The 18,392-nt window shown below is 57.6% G+C and carries 15 protein-coding genes and 4 pseudogenes; 12 read left to right on the top strand and 7 right to left on the bottom strand.

What is annotated here, in order from left to right:
* Positions 1–5 precede the first annotated feature (5 nt).
* From IGW03_RS17820 to IGW03_RS38915, 7 genes and pseudogenes are all read left to right on the top strand, one after another.
* Entirely contained in the window at positions 6–1,397 is a 1,392-nt protein-coding gene (locus IGW03_RS17820; RefSeq protein WP_194723913.1) for an alginate O-acetyltransferase AlgX-related protein, read from the top strand.
* Between the two features lie 63 nt (positions 1,398–1,460).
* Positions 1,461–2,843, top strand: coding sequence for an MBOAT family O-acyltransferase (locus IGW03_RS17815; RefSeq protein WP_194723912.1), 1,383 nt, complete (start codon positions 1,461–1,463; stop codon positions 2,841–2,843).
* Between the two features lie 8 nt (positions 2,844–2,851).
* Complete coding sequence (locus tag IGW03_RS17810; protein WP_194723911.1) at positions 2,852–4,102, top strand: alginate O-acetyltransferase AlgX-related protein; 1,251 nt, start codon at positions 2,852–2,854, stop codon at positions 4,100–4,102.
* A gap of 176 nt (positions 4,103–4,278) precedes the next feature.
* Positions 4,279–4,665 carry a helix-turn-helix domain-containing protein gene (locus IGW03_RS38155; RefSeq protein WP_228535712.1) on the top strand — a complete coding sequence of 129 codons (387 nt, stop codon included), beginning with the start codon at positions 4,279–4,281 and terminating at the stop codon, positions 4,663–4,665.
* A gap of 32 nt (positions 4,666–4,697) precedes the next feature.
* Positions 4,698–5,231: pseudogene (locus tag IGW03_RS38150) on the top strand (IS630 family transposase); the annotation flags it as partial.
* Between the two features lie 60 nt (positions 5,232–5,291).
* On the top strand, positions 5,292–5,513 hold the full coding sequence (locus IGW03_RS17800) for a hypothetical protein (protein ID WP_194723909.1): 222 nt from the start codon (positions 5,292–5,294) through the stop codon (positions 5,511–5,513).
* A gap of 217 nt (positions 5,514–5,730) precedes the next feature.
* Positions 5,731–6,888 carry a GGDEF domain-containing protein gene (locus tag IGW03_RS38915; RefSeq protein WP_194723908.1) on the top strand — a complete coding sequence of 386 codons (1,158 nt, stop codon included), beginning with the start codon at positions 5,731–5,733 and terminating at the stop codon, positions 6,886–6,888.
* A gap of 265 nt (positions 6,889–7,153) precedes the next feature.
* Here IGW03_RS38915 and IGW03_RS17790 read toward each other — a convergent pair whose 3' ends face one another.
* Positions 7,154–7,357: a cold-shock protein gene (locus IGW03_RS17790; protein ID WP_194723907.1), complete on the bottom strand. Its 204-nt coding sequence runs from the start codon at positions 7,355–7,357 to the stop codon at positions 7,154–7,156.
* A 636-nt stretch (positions 7,358–7,993) separates the two neighbouring features.
* On the bottom strand, positions 7,994–8,371 hold the full coding sequence (locus tag IGW03_RS17785) for a hypothetical protein (protein WP_194723906.1): 378 nt from the start codon (positions 8,369–8,371) through the stop codon (positions 7,994–7,996).
* 776 nt (positions 8,372–9,147) lie between these two features.
* Here IGW03_RS17785 and IGW03_RS39395 point away from each other — a divergent pair.
* Together IGW03_RS39395 and IGW03_RS17780 are read left to right on the top strand one after the other, a co-directional pair.
* Positions 9,148–9,348 (top strand): annotated as a pseudogene (locus tag IGW03_RS39395) (PIN domain-containing protein); the annotation flags it as partial.
* A gap of 269 nt (positions 9,349–9,617) precedes the next feature.
* Positions 9,618–10,376 carry a flagellar brake protein gene (locus IGW03_RS17780; RefSeq protein WP_194723905.1) on the top strand — a complete coding sequence of 253 codons (759 nt, stop codon included), beginning with the start codon at positions 9,618–9,620 and terminating at the stop codon, positions 10,374–10,376.
* 436 nt (positions 10,377–10,812) lie between these two features.
* Here IGW03_RS17780 and tnpB read toward each other — a convergent pair whose 3' ends face one another.
* Together tnpB and IGW03_RS17770 are read right to left on the bottom strand one after the other, a co-directional pair.
* Positions 10,813–11,166, bottom strand: a complete 354-nt coding sequence (gene tnpB, locus IGW03_RS17775; RefSeq protein ID WP_194723904.1) for an IS66 family insertion sequence element accessory protein TnpB — start codon at positions 11,164–11,166, stop codon at positions 10,813–10,815.
* Positions 11,166–11,465 (bottom strand): hypothetical protein, encoded by a 300-nt coding sequence (locus IGW03_RS17770; protein ID WP_323744990.1) that lies wholly within the window; start codon positions 11,463–11,465, stop codon positions 11,166–11,168. Before IGW03_RS17770 ends, tnpB begins: the two co-directional genes overlap by 1 nt.
* A 210-nt stretch (positions 11,466–11,675) precedes the next feature.
* Between IGW03_RS17770 and IGW03_RS17765 the strand changes: the two are divergent.
* The 3 genes and pseudogenes from IGW03_RS17765 to IGW03_RS17755 form a co-directional block, all read left to right on the top strand.
* Positions 11,676–12,242 (top strand): annotated as a pseudogene (locus IGW03_RS17765) (IS30 family transposase); the annotation flags it as partial.
* A 4-nt stretch (positions 12,243–12,246) separates the two neighbouring features.
* Positions 12,247–12,526, top strand: a pseudogene (locus IGW03_RS17760) (integrase core domain-containing protein); the annotation flags it as partial.
* A gap of 476 nt (positions 12,527–13,002) precedes the next feature.
* On the top strand, positions 13,003–14,151 hold the full coding sequence (locus tag IGW03_RS17755; protein ID WP_194723903.1) for a carbohydrate-binding protein: 1,149 nt from the start codon (positions 13,003–13,005) through the stop codon (positions 14,149–14,151).
* 1,129 nt (positions 14,152–15,280) lie between these two features.
* Here the strand turns inward: IGW03_RS17755 and IGW03_RS38140 are convergent.
* Genes IGW03_RS38140 through IGW03_RS17745 form a run of 3 tightly spaced genes read right to left on the bottom strand, consistent with a single transcriptional unit; the run spans position 15,281 to position 17,492 of the window.
* Complete coding sequence (locus IGW03_RS38140; RefSeq protein ID WP_228535710.1) at positions 15,281–15,568, bottom strand: heavy metal-binding domain-containing protein; 288 nt, start codon at positions 15,566–15,568, stop codon at positions 15,281–15,283.
* Positions 15,569–15,620: 52 nt separating this feature from the next.
* Positions 15,621–17,135 carry a hypothetical protein gene (locus IGW03_RS38135; protein ID WP_228535708.1) on the bottom strand — a complete coding sequence of 505 codons (1,515 nt, stop codon included), beginning with the start codon at positions 17,133–17,135 and terminating at the stop codon, positions 15,621–15,623.
* Positions 17,136–17,492: a HigA family addiction module antitoxin gene (locus tag IGW03_RS17745; protein WP_194723901.1), complete on the bottom strand. Its 357-nt coding sequence runs from the start codon at positions 17,490–17,492 to the stop codon at positions 17,136–17,138.
* Between the last annotated feature and the right edge of the window lie 900 nt (positions 17,493–18,392).

The raw sequence follows: 18,392 nt of genomic DNA, 5'->3' as shown, positions 1-18,392 counted from the left end.
CCCCAATGAAGAACTTTTCTCGCACCCTCCTGCTTGTCTGCGCCACGGCTGGCGCGATCGCCCCCGCGGTCGCCGCCGATGCCCCTCCCGGCATCCTGGGCAAGAACGACTGGCTTTTCTACAGCTACGAGCTATCGGACACCTCCGATAACAGCAATGTGGCAACGTCAGTGGGTTTGATGCAGCGCTTTGCCAAGGTGTTGGCCGACAACGGCACCACCCTCGCCGTGGCCATGGTGCCGATAAAAATGCGGGTGTATGCCGAACATCTGCCGGACAATGTCAAGCTGACCGAACACCTGAGCGGCAATTATGATCGCATTGCTGCCAGCATGAAAGCCGCCGGCATTCCAGTGCTGGATCTGAATACGGCGTTCATGACCAGCCCCAAGCGCACCGCTGACATGCCGCTCTTCTTCCGTTTGGATACGCATTGGGCGCCGTCGGGGGCGTTGTTGGCGGCCGACACCATCCGCGCGCAGATCGATGCCAATCCAGCACTGAAATCAGTCTTTGATTCCACCCCGGAAGAGGCGTTCAAGCTCACCATGGGCAAGCGCCGCCAGAACGCCCGTGCACGGGACCTGATCGAGCAACTTCCCAAGCCGGCCCCGGCTTTTACTCCGGAAGCCATCTTCCCGTTCGAAGTCACCCGCGTCAATCCCCCGAAGCAGGAGTTGCTGGGCAAGGCCGCTGTGCCGGCGATTACCCTGATGGGCAGCAGCTATTCCAATGTCTGGACCGGTTTTCCCGATGCGCTGCGCGCGGCGCTTCAGCGTGACGTCCTGGCCATCTCGGTCGGCGCCGACCAGGGTTCCTGGGTCGGCATGGAAAGCTACCTGCGCGATGACGCTTTCCAGAGTGAACGTCCCAAGCTCATCATCTGGGAGATGCCCGAGCGTGATCTGCGCGCCACGCCGGGTTACCGCTTCCGGGATACACGCTACGTCATGGACAATACCGAATGGCTGTTGCGCGCCGCGAGCTGGGCACAGAAAAGCTGTGCCGCCAGTGCTGCGGCGGCCAAGCTCAGCACGGCCGGCCTCGGCAGCCATGCCGGAAATGTACGCGGCGGCGACATCGTGGCCGGACCAACCACGGACAACGATTTCGTCGAGCTGACCGTGGACCGTCCGGTGGAGCGGCTCGATTACCTGTGGGCCAGCCTCGTCGCCAGCGGGTCCAAACAGATCGCGATCGAAGCCAGCGGGCCTGCCCTCCCTGCCAAGCGCATGACCGTCACCATGGCCGGCGATGACGCGCCGCATGCAGTAAAAGTGCCGGTTGCCCCAGGCGCCGCGGGTTACACCAAACTGCGCATCTATCCAGGCAAGACTGACAAGTTTTCACTGTCCCAGGCAAAGCTGTGCCGCCTGCCCGAGGACCTGCTGAAATAACCGCGCGGATTTCGACATCCGCCTCCCGCCCTCCGTCGAGGGCGGGCTTTTGATTGGCAGCGCATGGTCTTTAGCTCCCCTTTTTTCCTGTTCGCCTTCCTCCCCTTGTTCCTGGTTTGCTATTACCTGGCGCCGGCGAAATGGCGGTCAACGACCATCCTGGCGTTCAGCTATCTTTTTTATGGCTGGTGGCGCCCTGAATTTCTTGCCGTGTTGATTGCGGTGTCCTGCACCACCTATGGCATCGCCCTGGCCATTGAAACGGCCCCCCAGCCGCACATCAAACGCAGATGGCTGGCCGCGGGGATCGGCGGCAATCTGGCGGCGCTGGGCTATTTTAAGTATGCGAATTTCGGTATCGAAAGCTTCAACGCCGCACTCGCGGCGTTCGGTATCGCGCCGCTGTCCATGGCGCACGTCATCCTGCCGATCGGCGTGTCATTCTATATTTTTCATGCGATCTCCTATCTGATCGATATTTTCCGCGGCGAAGCGCCGCCGGCACGCAATCTCATCGATTTCTCCGCATTCATTGCCCTGTTTCCACACCTGGTCGCCGGTCCCGTGCTGCGGTATCACCTCCTTGCCGAACAATTCAGGGCACGCCTGCATTCCATGGAGCGTTTCGCCCGCGGCAGCCTCATCTTCATGATTGGCTTCTGTAAGAAGGTGCTGATCGCCGATAGCGTTGCCCCCCTAGCGGACGCCGCGTTTTCAAGCACTGCGCCGGGGCTCGCCGACGCTTGGCTGGGAGCGGCCGCCTATACCGTGCAACTGTTCTTCGATTTTTCCGGTTACAGCGACATGGCGATCGGTCTGGCACTGATGATCGGGTTCGTTTTCCCCGCCAATTTCAACGATCCCTACCTGGCGCGCTCGATCACTGATTTCTGGAAGCGCTGGCATATGTCGCTGTCAAACTGGTTGCGCGAGTATCTGTACATCTCGCTTGGCGGCAACCGATTGGGCACGACGCGCACCTACCTCAACCTGTTCCTGACCATGCTGCTGGGCGGCCTGTGGCACGGCGCCGCCTGGACCTTCGTGCTTTGGGGAGCCTGGCATGGAGGATGGCTGGTCGCTGAAAGGCTCTATGGCCGCTATATAAGCGTTGTCCTGCCAGCGCCGCTTGCCGTGTCCAAGACCCTGTTGCTGGTGATGATCGGCTGGGTGTTGTTCCGGGCCTCGACGGTGAGTCATGCCGTCGACATGCTGGGCGGCATGGCAGGTCTGGGCGGGGTCGCGATCGATCCTGCAGTGCGCCTGGCCGCGACACCTTATCGGCTGGTTATGCTGGGCATTGGCGCCGCCTTGGCGCTGACGCTGCCGCAATGGCGGCAGGCGTCCCGTCAGTGGACATGGGCACTGATCCTGCCACTCTTCCTGCTGGCACTGGCGACGCTGTTTGCACAAAGCCATACGCCGTTCCTGTATTTCCAGTTCTAGGAGCTGACATGCCCGAAGACGTCTTTTTGCCGCCGCGCGCGGTGTGGCCGGCACGATGTGCCGGGATCATGCTTGTCGCCCTGCTGGCGCTCGGCGCGTGGCACATGTCCGACGCCGTGCAGGGACTGCCGCTGCGTACCCTGCCGGCGTTGACGGCCGATTTTTTGGAAGGCCGCACGACCGCTGCGCTGGAAAAGAGACTGGTGGAAGGGATGCCCGTGCGCGGGACTGCTGTTGCGTTTGCCAATGGCGTTCGTTACCGCCTGTTCGACGGAGGACCTGACGAGGTCCGGGTCGGACGAGATGGAACGTTGTTCCTCACGGAAGAGATGGTCTGGCATCGCGATGGCCGGGACAATCAGTCGGTACGCACCGAACTTCTGGCACAGGCGGCACAGCATCTTGAGCGACAAGGCGTGATCTTGGTGGTGGCCTTGGTGCCGGACAAGTCCCGCATGCTGCATAGGCAGCTCCGCAGCGGCTATCCAGCTGAACTAGAGCCCCGCTACGGGCAGGCGGTGGCAAGTTTGCGCAAGGCGGGCGTGGCCGTGGTGGCGTTGGACACTGCGTTGACACCAGGGACTGATGGCTCGATCCCTTATTATCGAAGCGACACCCACTGGAACCAGACCGGAGCGCGAGCCGCTGCGCAAGAGATTGCCAGGCAAGTTCAGACCAGACTGCCATTGCAAAAGCCATCCTCATTTCGTACCGAAGCCACGGGCGCGCCGGAAGTCCGGATCGGAGATCTCGTGAAAATGATGGGATTGGCCACTGCGCCGAGCTGGCTGCGCCCGCCGGTCGATATGGAGGCACCGCTGCGTACGATAGACACTGCGCCGCCGCCCCCTAGCACAGGTTTGTTTGGAAGCACAGCCATCCCTGTGGTGCTGGTTGGTACCTCTTATTCGCTGCGCGCGAATTTTCATGGTTATTTGCAAGAGGCACTCGGTGTCGCCGTCCTTAATGCCGCACGAGACGGGAGCGGCTTCTTGCAAGCGGCAGAAGACTACCTGCGCAATGAGGCGTTTACGTCCGACAAACCCCAAATGATCATCTGGGAACTGCCCGAGCGATTCCTGCAGGCGCCGCTCGGGAATGAATCTGGCTTTCTTGTGCGCACAGGCCTTATCCGCTGTCCACAAGATCGGCGCCAGCGACCCGGCGAGGAAGGCCTGTCTGGATCGTTTCAGCCTGCGTCCTCTGCCAGACCATCTGGTTTAAAAGACGAATGTCGTTCGCAGACAGACCCGCAATGAGCACCAGATTGCTCCGTTGCCGGGTTATCCACGGGCTGTGCTGCTTGCCATAGGCGCGGCGGTGATCGCCTATCACGCGCTAGAGCATTTTCGGGCTGACCTGCGCTATTAAAGGAGCTGAACTTGCGAGAGAAGCCAGGAGTCAGATTAGCACTCAAGATGACGCGGAGGCTGTTATGGCATGGCAACCTGGTCAAGCCTACGGGCAAGATTTACGCGATCGCGTTCTGCATTCCAAAGGCAGCATTCGAGAAGTGGCGGCGCGCTTTGGCGTGAGCAAGTCCTACGTGGCCCGAGCGCGTTCGCGGCGAAGGCGCCTTGGAGAAGATACACCTGGAGTGCAGTGCAGCCACACGCCGCCCAAACTGACTGGGCTCGAACAAGCCCTGATTGACAAGGTTGAAGCCGTCAACGACCTGACCCTCAAGCAGCTCTGCGAGTGGCTCCAGAACGAGCATGGCATGCGGGTTGGTGTTTCCACACTCTGGAAGACACTGGCCCGGCTGGGTGTGAGTCTTAAAAAAAGTCACTCCATGCATGCGAGCAAGCGCGCCCGGACGTAGCACAGGCCCGACAGGCATGGCAGGCACAACAAGCTGATCTGGAAGTCGACCATCTGGTGTTCCTGGATGAAACCTGGGCCAGCACCAATATGACTCCGGCCCGCGGCCGTTCGCCGGTAGGCACGCGCTGTCTTGGGCACGCTCCTTATGGTCACTGGAAAACAACGACGGTGGTGTGCGCCTTGCGCTGCGACGGTTTGGTGGCGCCATGGGTCATTGATGGTCCTATCAATGGTCAGACCTTCCGTACTTGGGTCGAAGAGATCCTGGTGCCGGTGCTACACCCTGGTGACATTGTAGTGCTGGACAATTTGGGTTCGCATAAGGTCGCCGGTATTGAAGAGGCCATGACGGCGGCTGGGGTGCAATTGCGCTTCCTGCCGCCGTATAGTCCAGACTTCAATCCGATTGAACAGGTCTTCTCCAAGATGAAAACCTATCTGAGGAAAGTGGCCAAACGTACTGTCGAAGAGCTATGGTCGGCCATTGGGGAATTAATGGACGACTTCGCGCCAGACGAGTGTGAACGATATATCCGTCATGCCGGCTATGGCCAGTCAGCGTGAAAATGCTCTAGCGGTGCGGCAATCGGCGGTGCGGGTCGCGGTCAGCTGCAGGATGATGACATGGAACTGTCGGCTTACTGCTTTGCTGACGAAATCCGAATGCACTATGCTGGCATGGTGACGACCGTCACGCCGGCTGCATGGGAACGTTACGACAGCATGGCAGCCACTGAACTGGCAGAGATGCTGCTAAAGAGAGCGCTGCATGCCAATCCCGGAGCACTGCCAAAGCATCCGTGCGGCCCGACAGCATCGGCAAAGACCGGCGATGTCGCACGATGACCCGTCGTCACCGCACGCCTCTTCAAAAATGGACTCGTCAAGTAAGACCTTGAAAGGCTTGAATTGTAAACTGACTCGGTGAAGCTGTGGCTGATGATAATAGTTGCCATCAGGAAACCTCTATGCGACCATTTGTTCTTTGGTCCGACTGGCCCACCTTCCGACAGAGTTTGGAGATCCCGCCAGTGAGAAGACAGTGATTTGAAGGAAGTGTGCTGTGTCTGGAATTGATCCGCTTGCTTTTATTATCCTTTCCACAGCCCTTGGCACGCTGTGTGCCTTTGTCTTGTTTGTACTTGGTTCGGGGCTCGTTCGTGATATCAACGGTCTTGGCCACTGGGGCGCCGCTTGCATCACAATGGCTGCGGCGGCATTCTTGTTTGCGTTGCGTGGGACAATTCCCGTGTTTTTATCGAGCTTTCTGCCAAATCTGCTGGTCGCAGCTGGTGTCATCGCCATGCATGCCAGTCTAACGGAATTTGGCGGGTGGGAAGTCAAGCGAGCGCCACTGTTTCTGTTAGCAGGGGTTGCCGGTCTTGCCCTGACGTGGTCGACTTTCGTGCAGGATGACTATCGCGTTCGTGTCATCATCATGAGCAGTACGCTTACTGCTCTCTTTATTGCGTGCGCTCGGCTCATTATCCGACTCAAAGAAAAAGGGTTTGCGGAGCGATTGACCGCATTCGTATTTTTGGCGACCTCAGTCGTGATGCTGGCCCGCTGCCTTGCCGCCTTCTTCCAGGACAGCGGCTTGACGCTAAACACTGATACCTCACTGGTTCACAGCATCTACATGGGAACATTTCCCTTCTCGCTCGTCGCGCTTAGCGTCGGCTTCATGCTCATGGTCAACCGCGCGATGCAAATGAAACTCGAATTCCTGGCAACACGGGACCAGATGACGGGCGTATATCGACGGGATGCCATTCTTTCTCTTCTGGAGCAGACACTTGTGGAATCGCAACTGGCGCGCCGCCCGATGTCGGTACTGATCATGGATCTCGACGATTTTAAGGACATCAACGATCGACATGGGCACTTGGCCGGGGATCGCGTGATCATCGATTTTTCATCGAAAGTGCTCAATATCCTGCGCCGCGGCGACACCATAGGACGCTACGGCGGCGAAGAATTCCTCGTGCTATTACCCGGAGCAACAAAAGAGGATGCCTATGCAGTCGCTGATCGCATTCGGACCATGGCTAGGGAAGTCTCGTCCAAGGAAATTCCTGCTTATACCGTCAGTATTGGGGTAGCGTCACTGCTGCCCGGCCATACCGATTCTGTCACCCTGATCGATGTAGCGGACAAAGCATTGTATGCCGCAAAAAAGGCTGGCAAGAACCACGTCAAACTCGCCTATCATCCGTTGTAAAAGACGATGCCAAGTTGAGCTACGCGGTCTACATCAGAGGGAGCGGTCAATTAACGTAAAAGTCCGTTCAGGCATAGAATGAGCCCCTATCAGCCAGCCATCGCTGTACATGTATGCGGAAATGCATAGAACGCGCACAAGGCATTGTTCCAAGCTCTCGCACACGCATTTGTTGAATCAATCCGGCAGGGACAGCACACCGGATTGGTTGATCAAGAAAGCCCATCGAGTTGAAATGTCGGCAGGCTTTTAACCGAGAGCGGGTTTATGCCGGCATGATGTTGGAAGCTTGCTTGCCCTTGGGGCCCTGCGTTACGTCAAAGGAGACCTGTTGGCCTTCCTTGAGGGTTTTGAAGCCCGAGGTTTGAATCTGAGAAAAGTGGGCAAAGAGATCTTCCCCACCCTGATCCGGTGTGATGAAACCAAACCCCTTGGAATCGTTAAACCACTTGACGGTACCTGTTGCCATAACAATCTTTCACATGTGTGCTGAATATGCCTGGCCAGTATGCATATTGTTAGCCGGTCCAGGAACGATCTATCGAGTGAACAATACGTTGTCGCCTTCTCGATTAAGCAGAGTATAGCTTAGCAAAGAAAAGAGGCAAGTACTGGTTAACTCAACGAATCATGCTTATTCGGTCAGAAGATCGCGTTACAGAGGTCGTCGACCGATCCTGGGCGCGCCGCCTGATCGAATAGCTAATCGCATCGCCGCCGCACACCATGCCTGGTACTGTCGTATTTCAGGGTGCGTATTGTGACAATTTCATCTGCTAAAGCCAATGCGCTTCTGACGACGTGGAAGGGATTGTGGTCCGCCTCTTTCGGGCCCGGACGATACCGGCGGTTGATTCCATCCTTGCGTGTAGCGGCATGACGCGATGACCTGCGCCACGGCCCGCGTCCGCGTCCGCGTAATGACTACGATCGAACCCTCGCATGTCGCTGGTGCCGGACTGTACATACGTGACCTCTCGATACGGGGACAGCACAGACAACGAGGCGATCCAGGTCAGAGGTGCCCCGTCCTCAAGCGGCATAGCGAGTACGCTATGTCGCCCCGCGCCCAAGCCCACGCGCGTCAACATTGCCATGGGTAAGACTAGGAGGTGCCGCTCTTGGTTACAACGACGGCGGCAGGCTCGTTTTGTCGGCGTACCGGCGCACTGCCCGCGGTGCATTGCCGCGAGGAGGACTCACGGCGACTCTTTCGCCATCCGCGGTGCTCGGCGCAAGCTTGCTCGTATCCTAAAGGATCGTTCTCAGCCTGGACCACCTGCCCCTCTTGTGCCAGACGCGCAAGGCCATATTCCGTGAGCGCATCAAGCACAATCGTGAATTTCCTTGTCAGCAGTGCCTTGTGGATAGAAGTTTCATCCGCTGCGTAGGATGCGAACAGCAAGCGGTGCTTTTCCCGAAACGGCTTCAAATTCTCGGGCAGACAGAGGCGCTGAACATCGGTTTTGTTTTCCTTTCCCATCCAGCAGGTTCATGGTTCAAGACATGGCAACGGCGCACGCTGGTCTTCCGTTTATCCAGCTTGGCCTACCTGCGTAAGCAGTGCCCTGTCACCGCTGGCAGTCCCTTCCCCAAACAGTGTGACCATAGACCTGGACGAAGACGCGTCGCCGGCCAGCATCCGGCATCACTACAGGAAACCATACGATATGCCCATCGAAATCACAGCTCGTTGAGACTCGGCTGGGATAAGTCAACGTTATCCTTCCTCAATAAATGACATCAAATAAACTTAATCTCCCTACTTGTTATATGTAATTACGTATTATGTAACGTCATACTATATATTGTCCGGGTCGCTATATTGGGCATAGCAGATCGGTGAAAAACCGCTACACTGACTAAGAGTTGTACGCGTGTGACACAGCGACCTAACCAGACCCGTCTTGCTCTATCGGAGCTTGGTCGTGGCTCAAGTATGTACTGACCCGGTCTACGCTAGACGCTCCACACGTGGGCCAAAGACCTAATGGCGCCGCTGCTGCAAGCAGACAAGATCGTCATTCCGAAGAATCCAGGCTCAAACACATTGATCGATAGTAAAGAGGCACAGGCAGGGAGTAATGGTAGTTATTTAAAATCCAATAGAGACCCCGCTTTGGGGAGTCGAACGATTTATCTGCTATTCCGGCTTTGGCTTTCACCGTGAAAATCCCGCAGTCATTCATTCAGACCTGCTAGAGGATCCCGAGCTTCCGATTTCGCTCGAAGTCGCCCCCTTGATGCGGGGGAAAGGCGGCGATTGCTCATGCCCTGTATCAGAACTGCCCAACCTTGCGCGGCGAATGTCTGGGACGCATTGTCGCGCGTCGACATGCCCTTTCGGTGCTGGGCAGTGCCTGCATGTTGATCACAGTAAAAGCACGCAGGTTAATCTCAGCAGTCGGTCAGACTCTGGCGCAATGGACCGACTTTGGTTACCGGTTTTCCACTGTATGACTTGCTGAAGCGCTATGGAAAACCAAACAGGCATGCTCAGCAAAAGCCACTCATTTCATCTTCCGGGCGGTACGATTTCAAATAGGTGCCGCCAAGACGCCAGGTATATCCTCAACGGGGTAAAGCTGGCGTATCCCGGCATCGCTTCGCCAACGCATAGTCCTTGCCAAGCGGTCCACTTACTTGCTGACAAGAAAGCACAAAACCGTCTATCATGTCGCGAAGCCGCGCAATGCAGCGCCGCCTCGCTTCACGCAACGGTGTCCAGGATGTTCAAGGAAAAATACGGGATCGACGATGTCGGCCCTTACGAAATCACGTCAGCACGGCAGATTACGCGCATGCTTGCCAGTTTGTGCGAAGCACGCAACGACTTGAAGCTGCAGCGTCTGGGCATGGATGCGACGCTGACGACCCGCATCCTCGACATCGATGAAGCACGCGGAGTGATCGAACTGCTGCCGCCCTTGCCTGCGATGAGCGACAGGCACATTCCCAATGCCAGCGGGCTATGGGCAGAATCCTCGGTCGACGGCGTGCATACCTTTTTCCAGGTGGCGAGTCTTGCCCTGAACATCCTCGCCGATGGGCCGGTGTGGGAAATGCCCATTCCCGAGACGATAATCCGCCTGCAGCGCCGCGAATACTACCGGGTGCCAGCCAAGGCGGGTCGTCCCATTCACTGCATCGTTCCTGCCGGGGGCAACGACGCCACTCCCGGCCAAGCGGTGTTGGTGCTGAACGACATCAGCCTGGGAGGCGCCAGTCTGGTTGACCGCCTTGGTGTCATGGACCCGGCGGTCGGCACGCTGTATCCGAACTGCCGGTTCGACCTGCCGATTGGCTCGTCAGTCGTCGCCGATCTGGTGGTCGCCAATGCCCGCGAAAAGACCCTGCCCGATGGTCAGACCGTGCGCACTGTCGGCTGCCGCTTCGACGCCCTGCCGCGTCCGATGGCCGCCGCAGTTCAACGCTTTATCGTGCAACTCGAACGCGACAACCTGGCCCGCGATAAGCGCTCCGCCTGACGCACGCCGGCGTCTTCGATGTAGCCCGCCGCCGGCAACAGTTGTCAGCCAGCCGTATTGACGGGGTGCTGCTGCCTTACCGCCATTGGTACGGCAGGTATAAACCTTATTTGCAATAACAGGGAATAAGGCGGCATATCGTGGCTGCGGGATTACTCATCAGAAAACACTTGAGGATCGTTGCCACGACAGTGATCACCCTCACCTCGACATGAACGACTCCAACTAAGCCGCTTGCGTGCCGATAGCTGGAGTTTCTTGTGGTGACCAGTCTTCCGGCAGACGGCAATCGACGAAGACATCTGCAAGATGCCGATGGGGTACAGCACGCTGATTGGCGACATGCTAGCCAACTCCCGCAGCAAATGGGTTTACATCAATTTGTAACAGCCATCCGGCCTGTGCCTTGCGAGCGACATGCGATGGCGGTGCCGGCTCAGCTGGCGTGCCGGTAGGATCGCGCCGGGTGCCTGCGCATGGCCTCGACATCGATGCCGTCAAGCAGCCAGTGCAGCTGTTCGATGGAGAGCTCGATGACTGCCTGCGGCTGCCGAGGCCAGGCAAAGCGGTCGGCTTCGAGCCGCTTCATCAATAGCCAGAAGCCCCAGCGGTCATACAGCAGCAATTTAATGCGATCGCGGCCACGGTTATGGAAGGCGAAGACGGCACGGGAGAACGGATCGAGCTGCATGGTTTGCTCGACCAGCGTCACCAGGCTGTCCATGCTGGACCTGAAATCGATGGGTTCGCGGTGCAGATAGACCTGCAGATGAGCGTCAAAGCGGAACATCAGTGCGCACCCAGGGCGGTGATCATCGCCGTCACCAGAGCCGCGTCGTGCCCGGCACATGCCAATTCCACCGTCACGCCATTGGGAAGCCGCGCCGACAGTCGTGACGGCGGCACTGATGCATGCATTGGAGTGTGCTGCTGGTGATGTGGCAACGGGCTGTCAACCTGACGTACCGGCACGAACGCCGGCGCCGGCGTCACGCAGGCAAGAGAGACCTTTTTGCGAGACTGAAGAAGCCACTTGCGTAACTGGTTGGCGTTAACTCCGGCCTTGAGCGCCATGCCGGAAATCGACACGCCGGCTGCTGGCAGGCCTCGAACAGCCGCCGCTTACCATCCGGATCGAAGGTGCGCTTGCCGCTTGGTGTGGCACGAATTACCTTAAGGGGAAGAAATATCAAATCATCAGAGTTCATGGTTGCGTCCGCAATAATGTCGTTGCGGACGCAATCGTGCTCCCATTTAACCAGCCAGCATAGGTGTGTCCAATTTAGCGCTTACGAGAATGTAATGATCTCTAACCGGCCTACAGAAGTGTAGGATCGCGCTGTGCCGGGGCATTGCGAGGGTGACCTGATCATCGGTCTGAACCGGTCCGCGATTGGAACGCTGGTTGAGCGGTCAAGCCGATTCACCATGCTTGTTCACCTACCTCGCGAGGAAGGCGATGGGCTGATTCCCAGAACAAAGAATGGTCGCGCGCTGGCTACGGAGCGATCACGATGGCCAACACGCTCAAGCAGACCGTGACTGAGATGCCTATTCAGTTGTAGCAGTCATTGACCTTGGATCGTGGCAAAGAACTCTCGGACCACGCCCGTTTCACGGTCGAATCCGGGGTGCAGATGTTCTTCGCCGATTCGCACAGTCCATGGCAGCGCGGCATGAACGAGAATACAAAGGGCCTCCTACGGCAATACTTCCCTAAGGGTACAGACATCTCAAGAGATCCATCCAGTGGCTAACACGCTTAATTTCAGACCACGGAAAACGCTTGGTTGGAAGACACCAGCCGAAGCACTGGACGTGTACCTAAAATCTGTTCAACAATCTAGTGTTGCGACGACCGGTTGAATCCGCCCCGTATGCCAGTCGAGCTTACCAGGAAGCTGGCTGCCTCCTGGGGCATGACGGTCTCCATGAGCCGGCGCGCCAATGCCTGGGATAAGGCGCCGATGGAGAGCTTCTTCAAAACGCTCAAGGTTGAACGCATCTACCAGACCCGTTACGAAACCCGAGCACAGGCGCGGCTGGATATCGTAGACTGGATTGGAAGGTATTACAATCGGCAGTGAATTCATTTCTCGACCGGATATCGCACTCCGGTTCAAGCTGAGGAAACACTCATGGCTGCATGACTTGCTGTACGTGGAAGCGAGGCAGGGTCAACGAATCGCACTGATCGTATTGAGACTTTACAGACTTGTAGCTCATGCCACGAGTTACGGCATGCACCGTCAAATCCAACACTGTTGCCGGAATGCCGTTACTCGGGCGCGGCTGGCATATCTTAGTAATAGCCGCAAAGGAGTAATTATTAAGGACGAAACGCGCAGTAGCCCGCCGCCATGGTCCTGTGGACGAACTCGGCACCCCTACTGCAGCGCACAACAGACGCTACTACTTTCGTCTAATTGTTCAAGACATGGGATCAAGGTGTAATCAACCAAAAGTCAATTACAAGAAAAGGCGGTCGACCATTGACACTTTTGTAGACGAACGGTGTAAATCACGTAGGGCGCCGTGTTCGCCGCTCGGTAGGTCAAGGTAGTCGGCCGTTTCGAGAGAAGCGATGTGGTGCTCGATCTTTCCTCCTATTGAAAGGTGCTGCATCATGAAAATCTCTCAGTTCGTAGCCGGTTGCGCATTGGGCTCACTGTCGTTGTCCTGCATGGCTCAGGTCGATCAGACGCCGCTGACCTCGGAAAATACCACCGTCAATATCGCGCGCGGGGTTCAGGATGTGAGTCGCCTGCCACGCTATCTCAACTGGGTGGTCGATGGACGCAGCGTCTTCGTGACACCGTCCAGCGTAGCAGCAAACCTGAATGTCACAGGGCACTGGCACCCCAATGCCCACGTTGGGGGGAACCAGCTCCATGGTCAAGGCAATCTGGTCGGCTATAGTTTGGGGACGAGCCCGCGCGATACGACTGGCAGTATTGTTGGCGCCGTCGTCTATACCGTCGTCGGCAGCTCGGCGGGCAGTAATACCTCACGTCTTAATGAGAAAGTTGTCCTCTTCAACCGCGGTGCCCAGCCGTTGGTTCTGGATGTCAACGGCCTATTCTCACGACCCACGACAACCTCGCCCCCTGACCTGACGGGATTGGAAGTATGGGGAAGCACCATGGCATTCATACTCGGTAACGGATTCCGCGATCCCCAAGGAGTCGCGCATGCCGGTGCGCTTTCCGACCTGCCGCCGTTTGGCGTGGGGTATAGCGCCATCCCTGGCCCCGGGGAGCCAATGTTCGCGTCGGTCACCCATTTTCCCACTGTCGCGTTCACTGGGTTCAATACGTTCGCACAAAAGGTTGAATTGCAGCCCGGCGCCAGCCTCACTATGATCACCGAGTTGAATATGAGGCCCGGCCCGGTCAACCCTGATGGATGGACCGAAGGCGAGAGCTACACTTCCGGCCAAGGCGCTGCGGTCGAAAACGCCCATCTGGCAAGTCTGGATAACGGCGACTGGGCTGGCTATAATGCGGTCAATGTCACGACCAATGCGAACGCCTTCGAAGCCATGGTGGCTGTCGATCCGCAGTATGCCAACCAGCGACTGGAAATCCGTCTCGGTTCGGCTACGGGCGCCAAGGTTGGGGAGTTGAGACTACTATCCACAGGGGGCTTCGGCAACTTCCAGCTGCAGACCACGACATTGACGCAACCGGTCACCGGCGTGCAGAACGTCTTCCTGGTGCCGATCGGATCAGTCGGCGCTGGCAACGTAGATAAATTCAGGTTCATCCAGCGATGACGACGCGTCGCCGTCGATTGGCAGCGAAAAACAAGTGCGGAATCCCCCTGTAGCGGCGGTTCCGTGCCTCAATCCCGCTGAGCAATTACGGCGGCAGCCGCGTGACCGCAGCTTGCGCAACCGCTGTTACGACAGCTAGGAGCAGACCGTCGATGTTTGCTGTGATGCGTGGAATGCCTTTACTCAGATAACTCGGTGCTGGCCGTTCATTACGCACGCGTACCTAGGCTAACCTGGCTGCTAACAACGGTATGTTAGGACTTGGGATTGGTATAAGGCCCAGTTTTTCCAGCATCTGTATCAGGCCGAATTGCATCGGCAGGCAGCGACGTAGTAGTGTCTGCAATGGCATGGCAACTTAGCAGCGGTGCCATCGCCGTGCGGAGTGTTGCTGAGCTTTACCGACTTGGCCCAGAGGATAGCGCGGGTCGATATGATGAGCAGCAGCACCGAGACGTTATAAAAGTAGAGAAGATTGGGCCCACCTAAGCCCCGCGGCTGGAAACGGTCTACGGGCTTTCTTATTTGTCGATTAATGAGCCATACAGCATTGGCTGGCGTTCTGCTGGCGGGCTGTAGGGCTGACGTGCACGGGGCCGCGGATAGACTGGCTTGATGATCCGAGTCAATTCAAGTGCGGATAGAAGGGTGGCATAGCCATAAATGATAGACAAGCAGATAGCTCCGAAGACACAGCAGAGCCCAAATTCCACAGCCTCTGTTAGCTTTTGCATATCTACCTTCCTTAGTAATTGTTAGTAACAATGTAATGCCATGCCGCCACGTGAAGTTGAGGTAGCGCAAGAAATGGAATTGCAATCACTTAGGCCTAAGCTATCTGCCATCAAGAGGCGGGTAGCAGCGGCATAGTCTGGATCGTTGCGGATGGGCAAGCATACTAGTTCACAGCGATAACATGGATATAAATAGTTGAAGGCTTGAGAGTACTACCTTCGAGAGCATCCACCCGTGCTTACTGTGAGCGTGACGGCAAGGTTGCCGGTACATCTATTGTTGAACCCCGCGTTCCACAAGGCGGCTTCAAAGAGAGCAAAAATTTCGCATAAGAAATAATTCAACATTATGTGTAAATTGGTTAACCGAAATGCGGCACTTGACGCGTAAAGTTTTATTGACTCGGTCTGACAGCGGTGTCTGTTGCAATCGCAAGGAGCATACCGTTCTTGCCACCGCCGGTGAGCTCTGAATACTGAACGTGCATTCCGACTATTGCGGCGGCGCCAAGCTGAAGAGCTTTGACGCGAAGGTCATCAGCTGCCGCCGTACGTGCCTCTTTGAATACCCGTTCGGCGGTCCGACTGCGACCTCGAACGACATCACCGATCGCTGCAAAAATGTCCTTGAACAGATTCACACCGTAAACGCATTCCGTATCGCCTGCCTGCAGTGCAGGCAAGCTGCATCGCCCCCGGATGACGGCGGCGCTGGTCGCCGGCACTCGCCGGTGCCTATACGATGCCACCGGTGCTTGCAGATGCGCCCGGGACCGAATCCTCAGCGTCCGGCTCGCGGCTGGAAGCTTGGCCAACCGATTGCTCGTCCGGCACCGGCCCGTATTCCTGCTCAATCCATTGCGCCAGAGAAGCCCTGCCCGGGAAGCCATGCGTCCCAGACCGCATCGCGACATCAATCTGCGCCCAGGATTCACGCATGCCCGGATAGGTAGGCGAGTCGGCGTCCGGGTAAACGCTCAAGGTATTGAGCCGATGCCGGCGATGAAAGGCGACCAAATATCGAAGCCGTCCGGCGGTCAGGAGTGGCAGTCGCTCGAGCCCATATTCCCGGTCCAACCAATCCTCGAAATCGATGCGTTCACCGAAGCCACGACTGCCGAGCGCCATCATGATGGCGACCTGCGCCCAGACCATTGGGCCCCCGGGCACTAATGACAGGTCGGCCGTCGGAAATCGCCGCGCGGGATTTGCGGGATCGCAGCGATAGCGGTCAATCCATGCGCGTACAGTGCCGGGCGACACACGTCGTATGGCTTGTCCGTGTGCAGGGGAATGGATCGGCGCGCTACCGGCAAATTCGCGCTTGAGCCAGCGCGGCAATGTAATCTTTTCTGGAAATCCGTGCGTTCCGGCTGCCATCATTTTGGATAACCTGGCCCAGGTCATCGGCACACCCCATACCTCGGTTAGCACGTCGATCTCCCCAGATGTCCCGGTCGGCAATGCGCGCGTGTCATTGGCCGGATCAGCGACATACTCTTCGACCAGTTCCCGCACCAGCAACGAAGACAGGACACCACGCTCAACCGGATATTCTCGGTCGAGCCAGGCGGTGAGTGTCAATCCCTCCGCGAACCCGCGCTGGCGAAGCATCATCGCCGCATTGACCGAGGTCCACGCAAAGCCGGGTGCGCCCGCCAGATCCCAGTCGTCGGGCTGATGGGAACGCACCGAGGGGAACTCATGCCGCACGTTGGACGGATGATCGCGGTACGCCGCCACCATCCTGCGCAACATCGACCGCGTCAGCATGCCCCGTTCCTCCGGGTACTCGCGGTCGAGCCAGTCGGCGAGTGTGATCCGCTCAGGAAAGCCGTTCAATCCGCGCACCATCGCAGCATGGATCGTTCGCCAACTTCGCATGCCATCGCCATTGGGATACAGCTCAGCGGGGCGCTGCGAATGATACGTCGGGAATTCCCGTCCGGGATTATCCGGATGGCGGCGATAAGCCTCGACCAAGTCGGCAAGTTTGGCAGGCGTGAGCGGCGCGCGCTCGTCTGGATAAGCGTCGTTGAGCCATTGGCTCAGACGCTGGGCGCGGTGCTCGCCGAACACGCCTTTCAACAACGACCGATCGATCGACGCCCATGTCCACCCCTTGGCATTGGCAATACCGGAACTTCGCATCGGGAATGTGCGGGTTGGATTGTCAGGATGGTTGCGGTAGGCATCGACCCAGTCACGCAGGTTTGCCACGTCGAACTGGACGAGTGGAGTACGCGGCATTTATCCAGCCTCAACTCGATCAAACGTCGGGATCACGTCAAGACGGTTGCCTAACGCGGCGCGAACGGGGTCCAAATCATGCCGCTGCTGCAGGTTCAGGAAAAAGCTTGCCTCCAGCGTATGGAATTCGTCAGGACGCCAATCAGTGTCAGCGGTGATCGCGCGCTTGTTGTTGGCGATCTGACTAATGCGCGCCTGCGCAACCCCAATGGCGGGCGACAGGCGGTAGGCGGTGATCGCCATTCCATTCATATACGTAGTTTTGAGGATCTCGCCGGCGCTGGCAAGCCGACTGCGCTGTGCAGTTGCAGCCGGCTGATCACTGGTGGTGAAGGGGGCATCTCGCCTGATGGCCATCTTGCCTCCGGAAAAACGGCCAATACTACTGGCTGCCGTTAGCATCGTCAAACGTTAGCAGCCTGAGCATGGGACGGATACCGGCAGCAGCCGGATCGAACCATCGGTGCGCGCCAGACTGGACCCCGCCCGGTGCTGATCGCTAGCAAAGAGCGTGCGTTACCTGTGAACTGGCCACCTGAGGGAAGCCAGTCCAAGGCTTTTCTGGCATGGACGTGAATTGTTTCAACTACCGGCATAAAGACCGCTTGCGGCAAGAAAATTAAATGATTAACAATATCCGAATAGGCAGCGCATGTCGTTCAACACGGTCGACCGCGCGTTGCTCACCGCCCTCAACGACGGCAGGACGCCTGCAACCCAGTTAGTGAGGCCGACTCTTCAGGACGATAGATGCCGCGCATCAGTTAATTAGCCGCAAGCAGCAACGTCAGCCCCAGCAACGCGCTGACCACTGCGCTCACTCACAATATACAACGTGGATTCATAATCGCCTCTCTGCCTGATCGGATCGGTCCCGCGCCCTCATATCATATCCGCATGGTAGGCTGAACGGTCCTGACACGAAGCAGCGTTCGTGCCTGCGGTAAACGCAGGCGGTAAGCCAGATCACTTCTTGGCGTTGTGATAGGGCTCGGCACGATTGCAACAGCATGCCGAACCGCCGCCAGTACTCTCGTATGCCGACGTTGGCCTGTTCATGGCGCCCACGGCGGACGACCATGAACGTATGGAAGAAACAGGTCGATTCACCATCAGTAAAGGCGCGCGTTGATAACGCAGCGTCGCCACCCGCCGCCACGTTAAAGGGCCTGCACGGCCGGGAGAGTTTGGCTATGCCTGATACGTTACACTCCGCTCCAAATGCACAGCATGCAGTGGCGGGGAGATGAACCGAAG

It is taken from the genome of Noviherbaspirillum malthae (assembly GCF_015352985.1).
GTDB classification, from domain to species: domain Bacteria; phylum Pseudomonadota; class Gammaproteobacteria; order Burkholderiales; family Burkholderiaceae_D; genus Noviherbaspirillum; species Noviherbaspirillum malthae.
The sequence above is the reverse complement of the archived record's forward strand: the minus strand, read 5'-3'. Positions and strand labels throughout refer to the sequence as shown.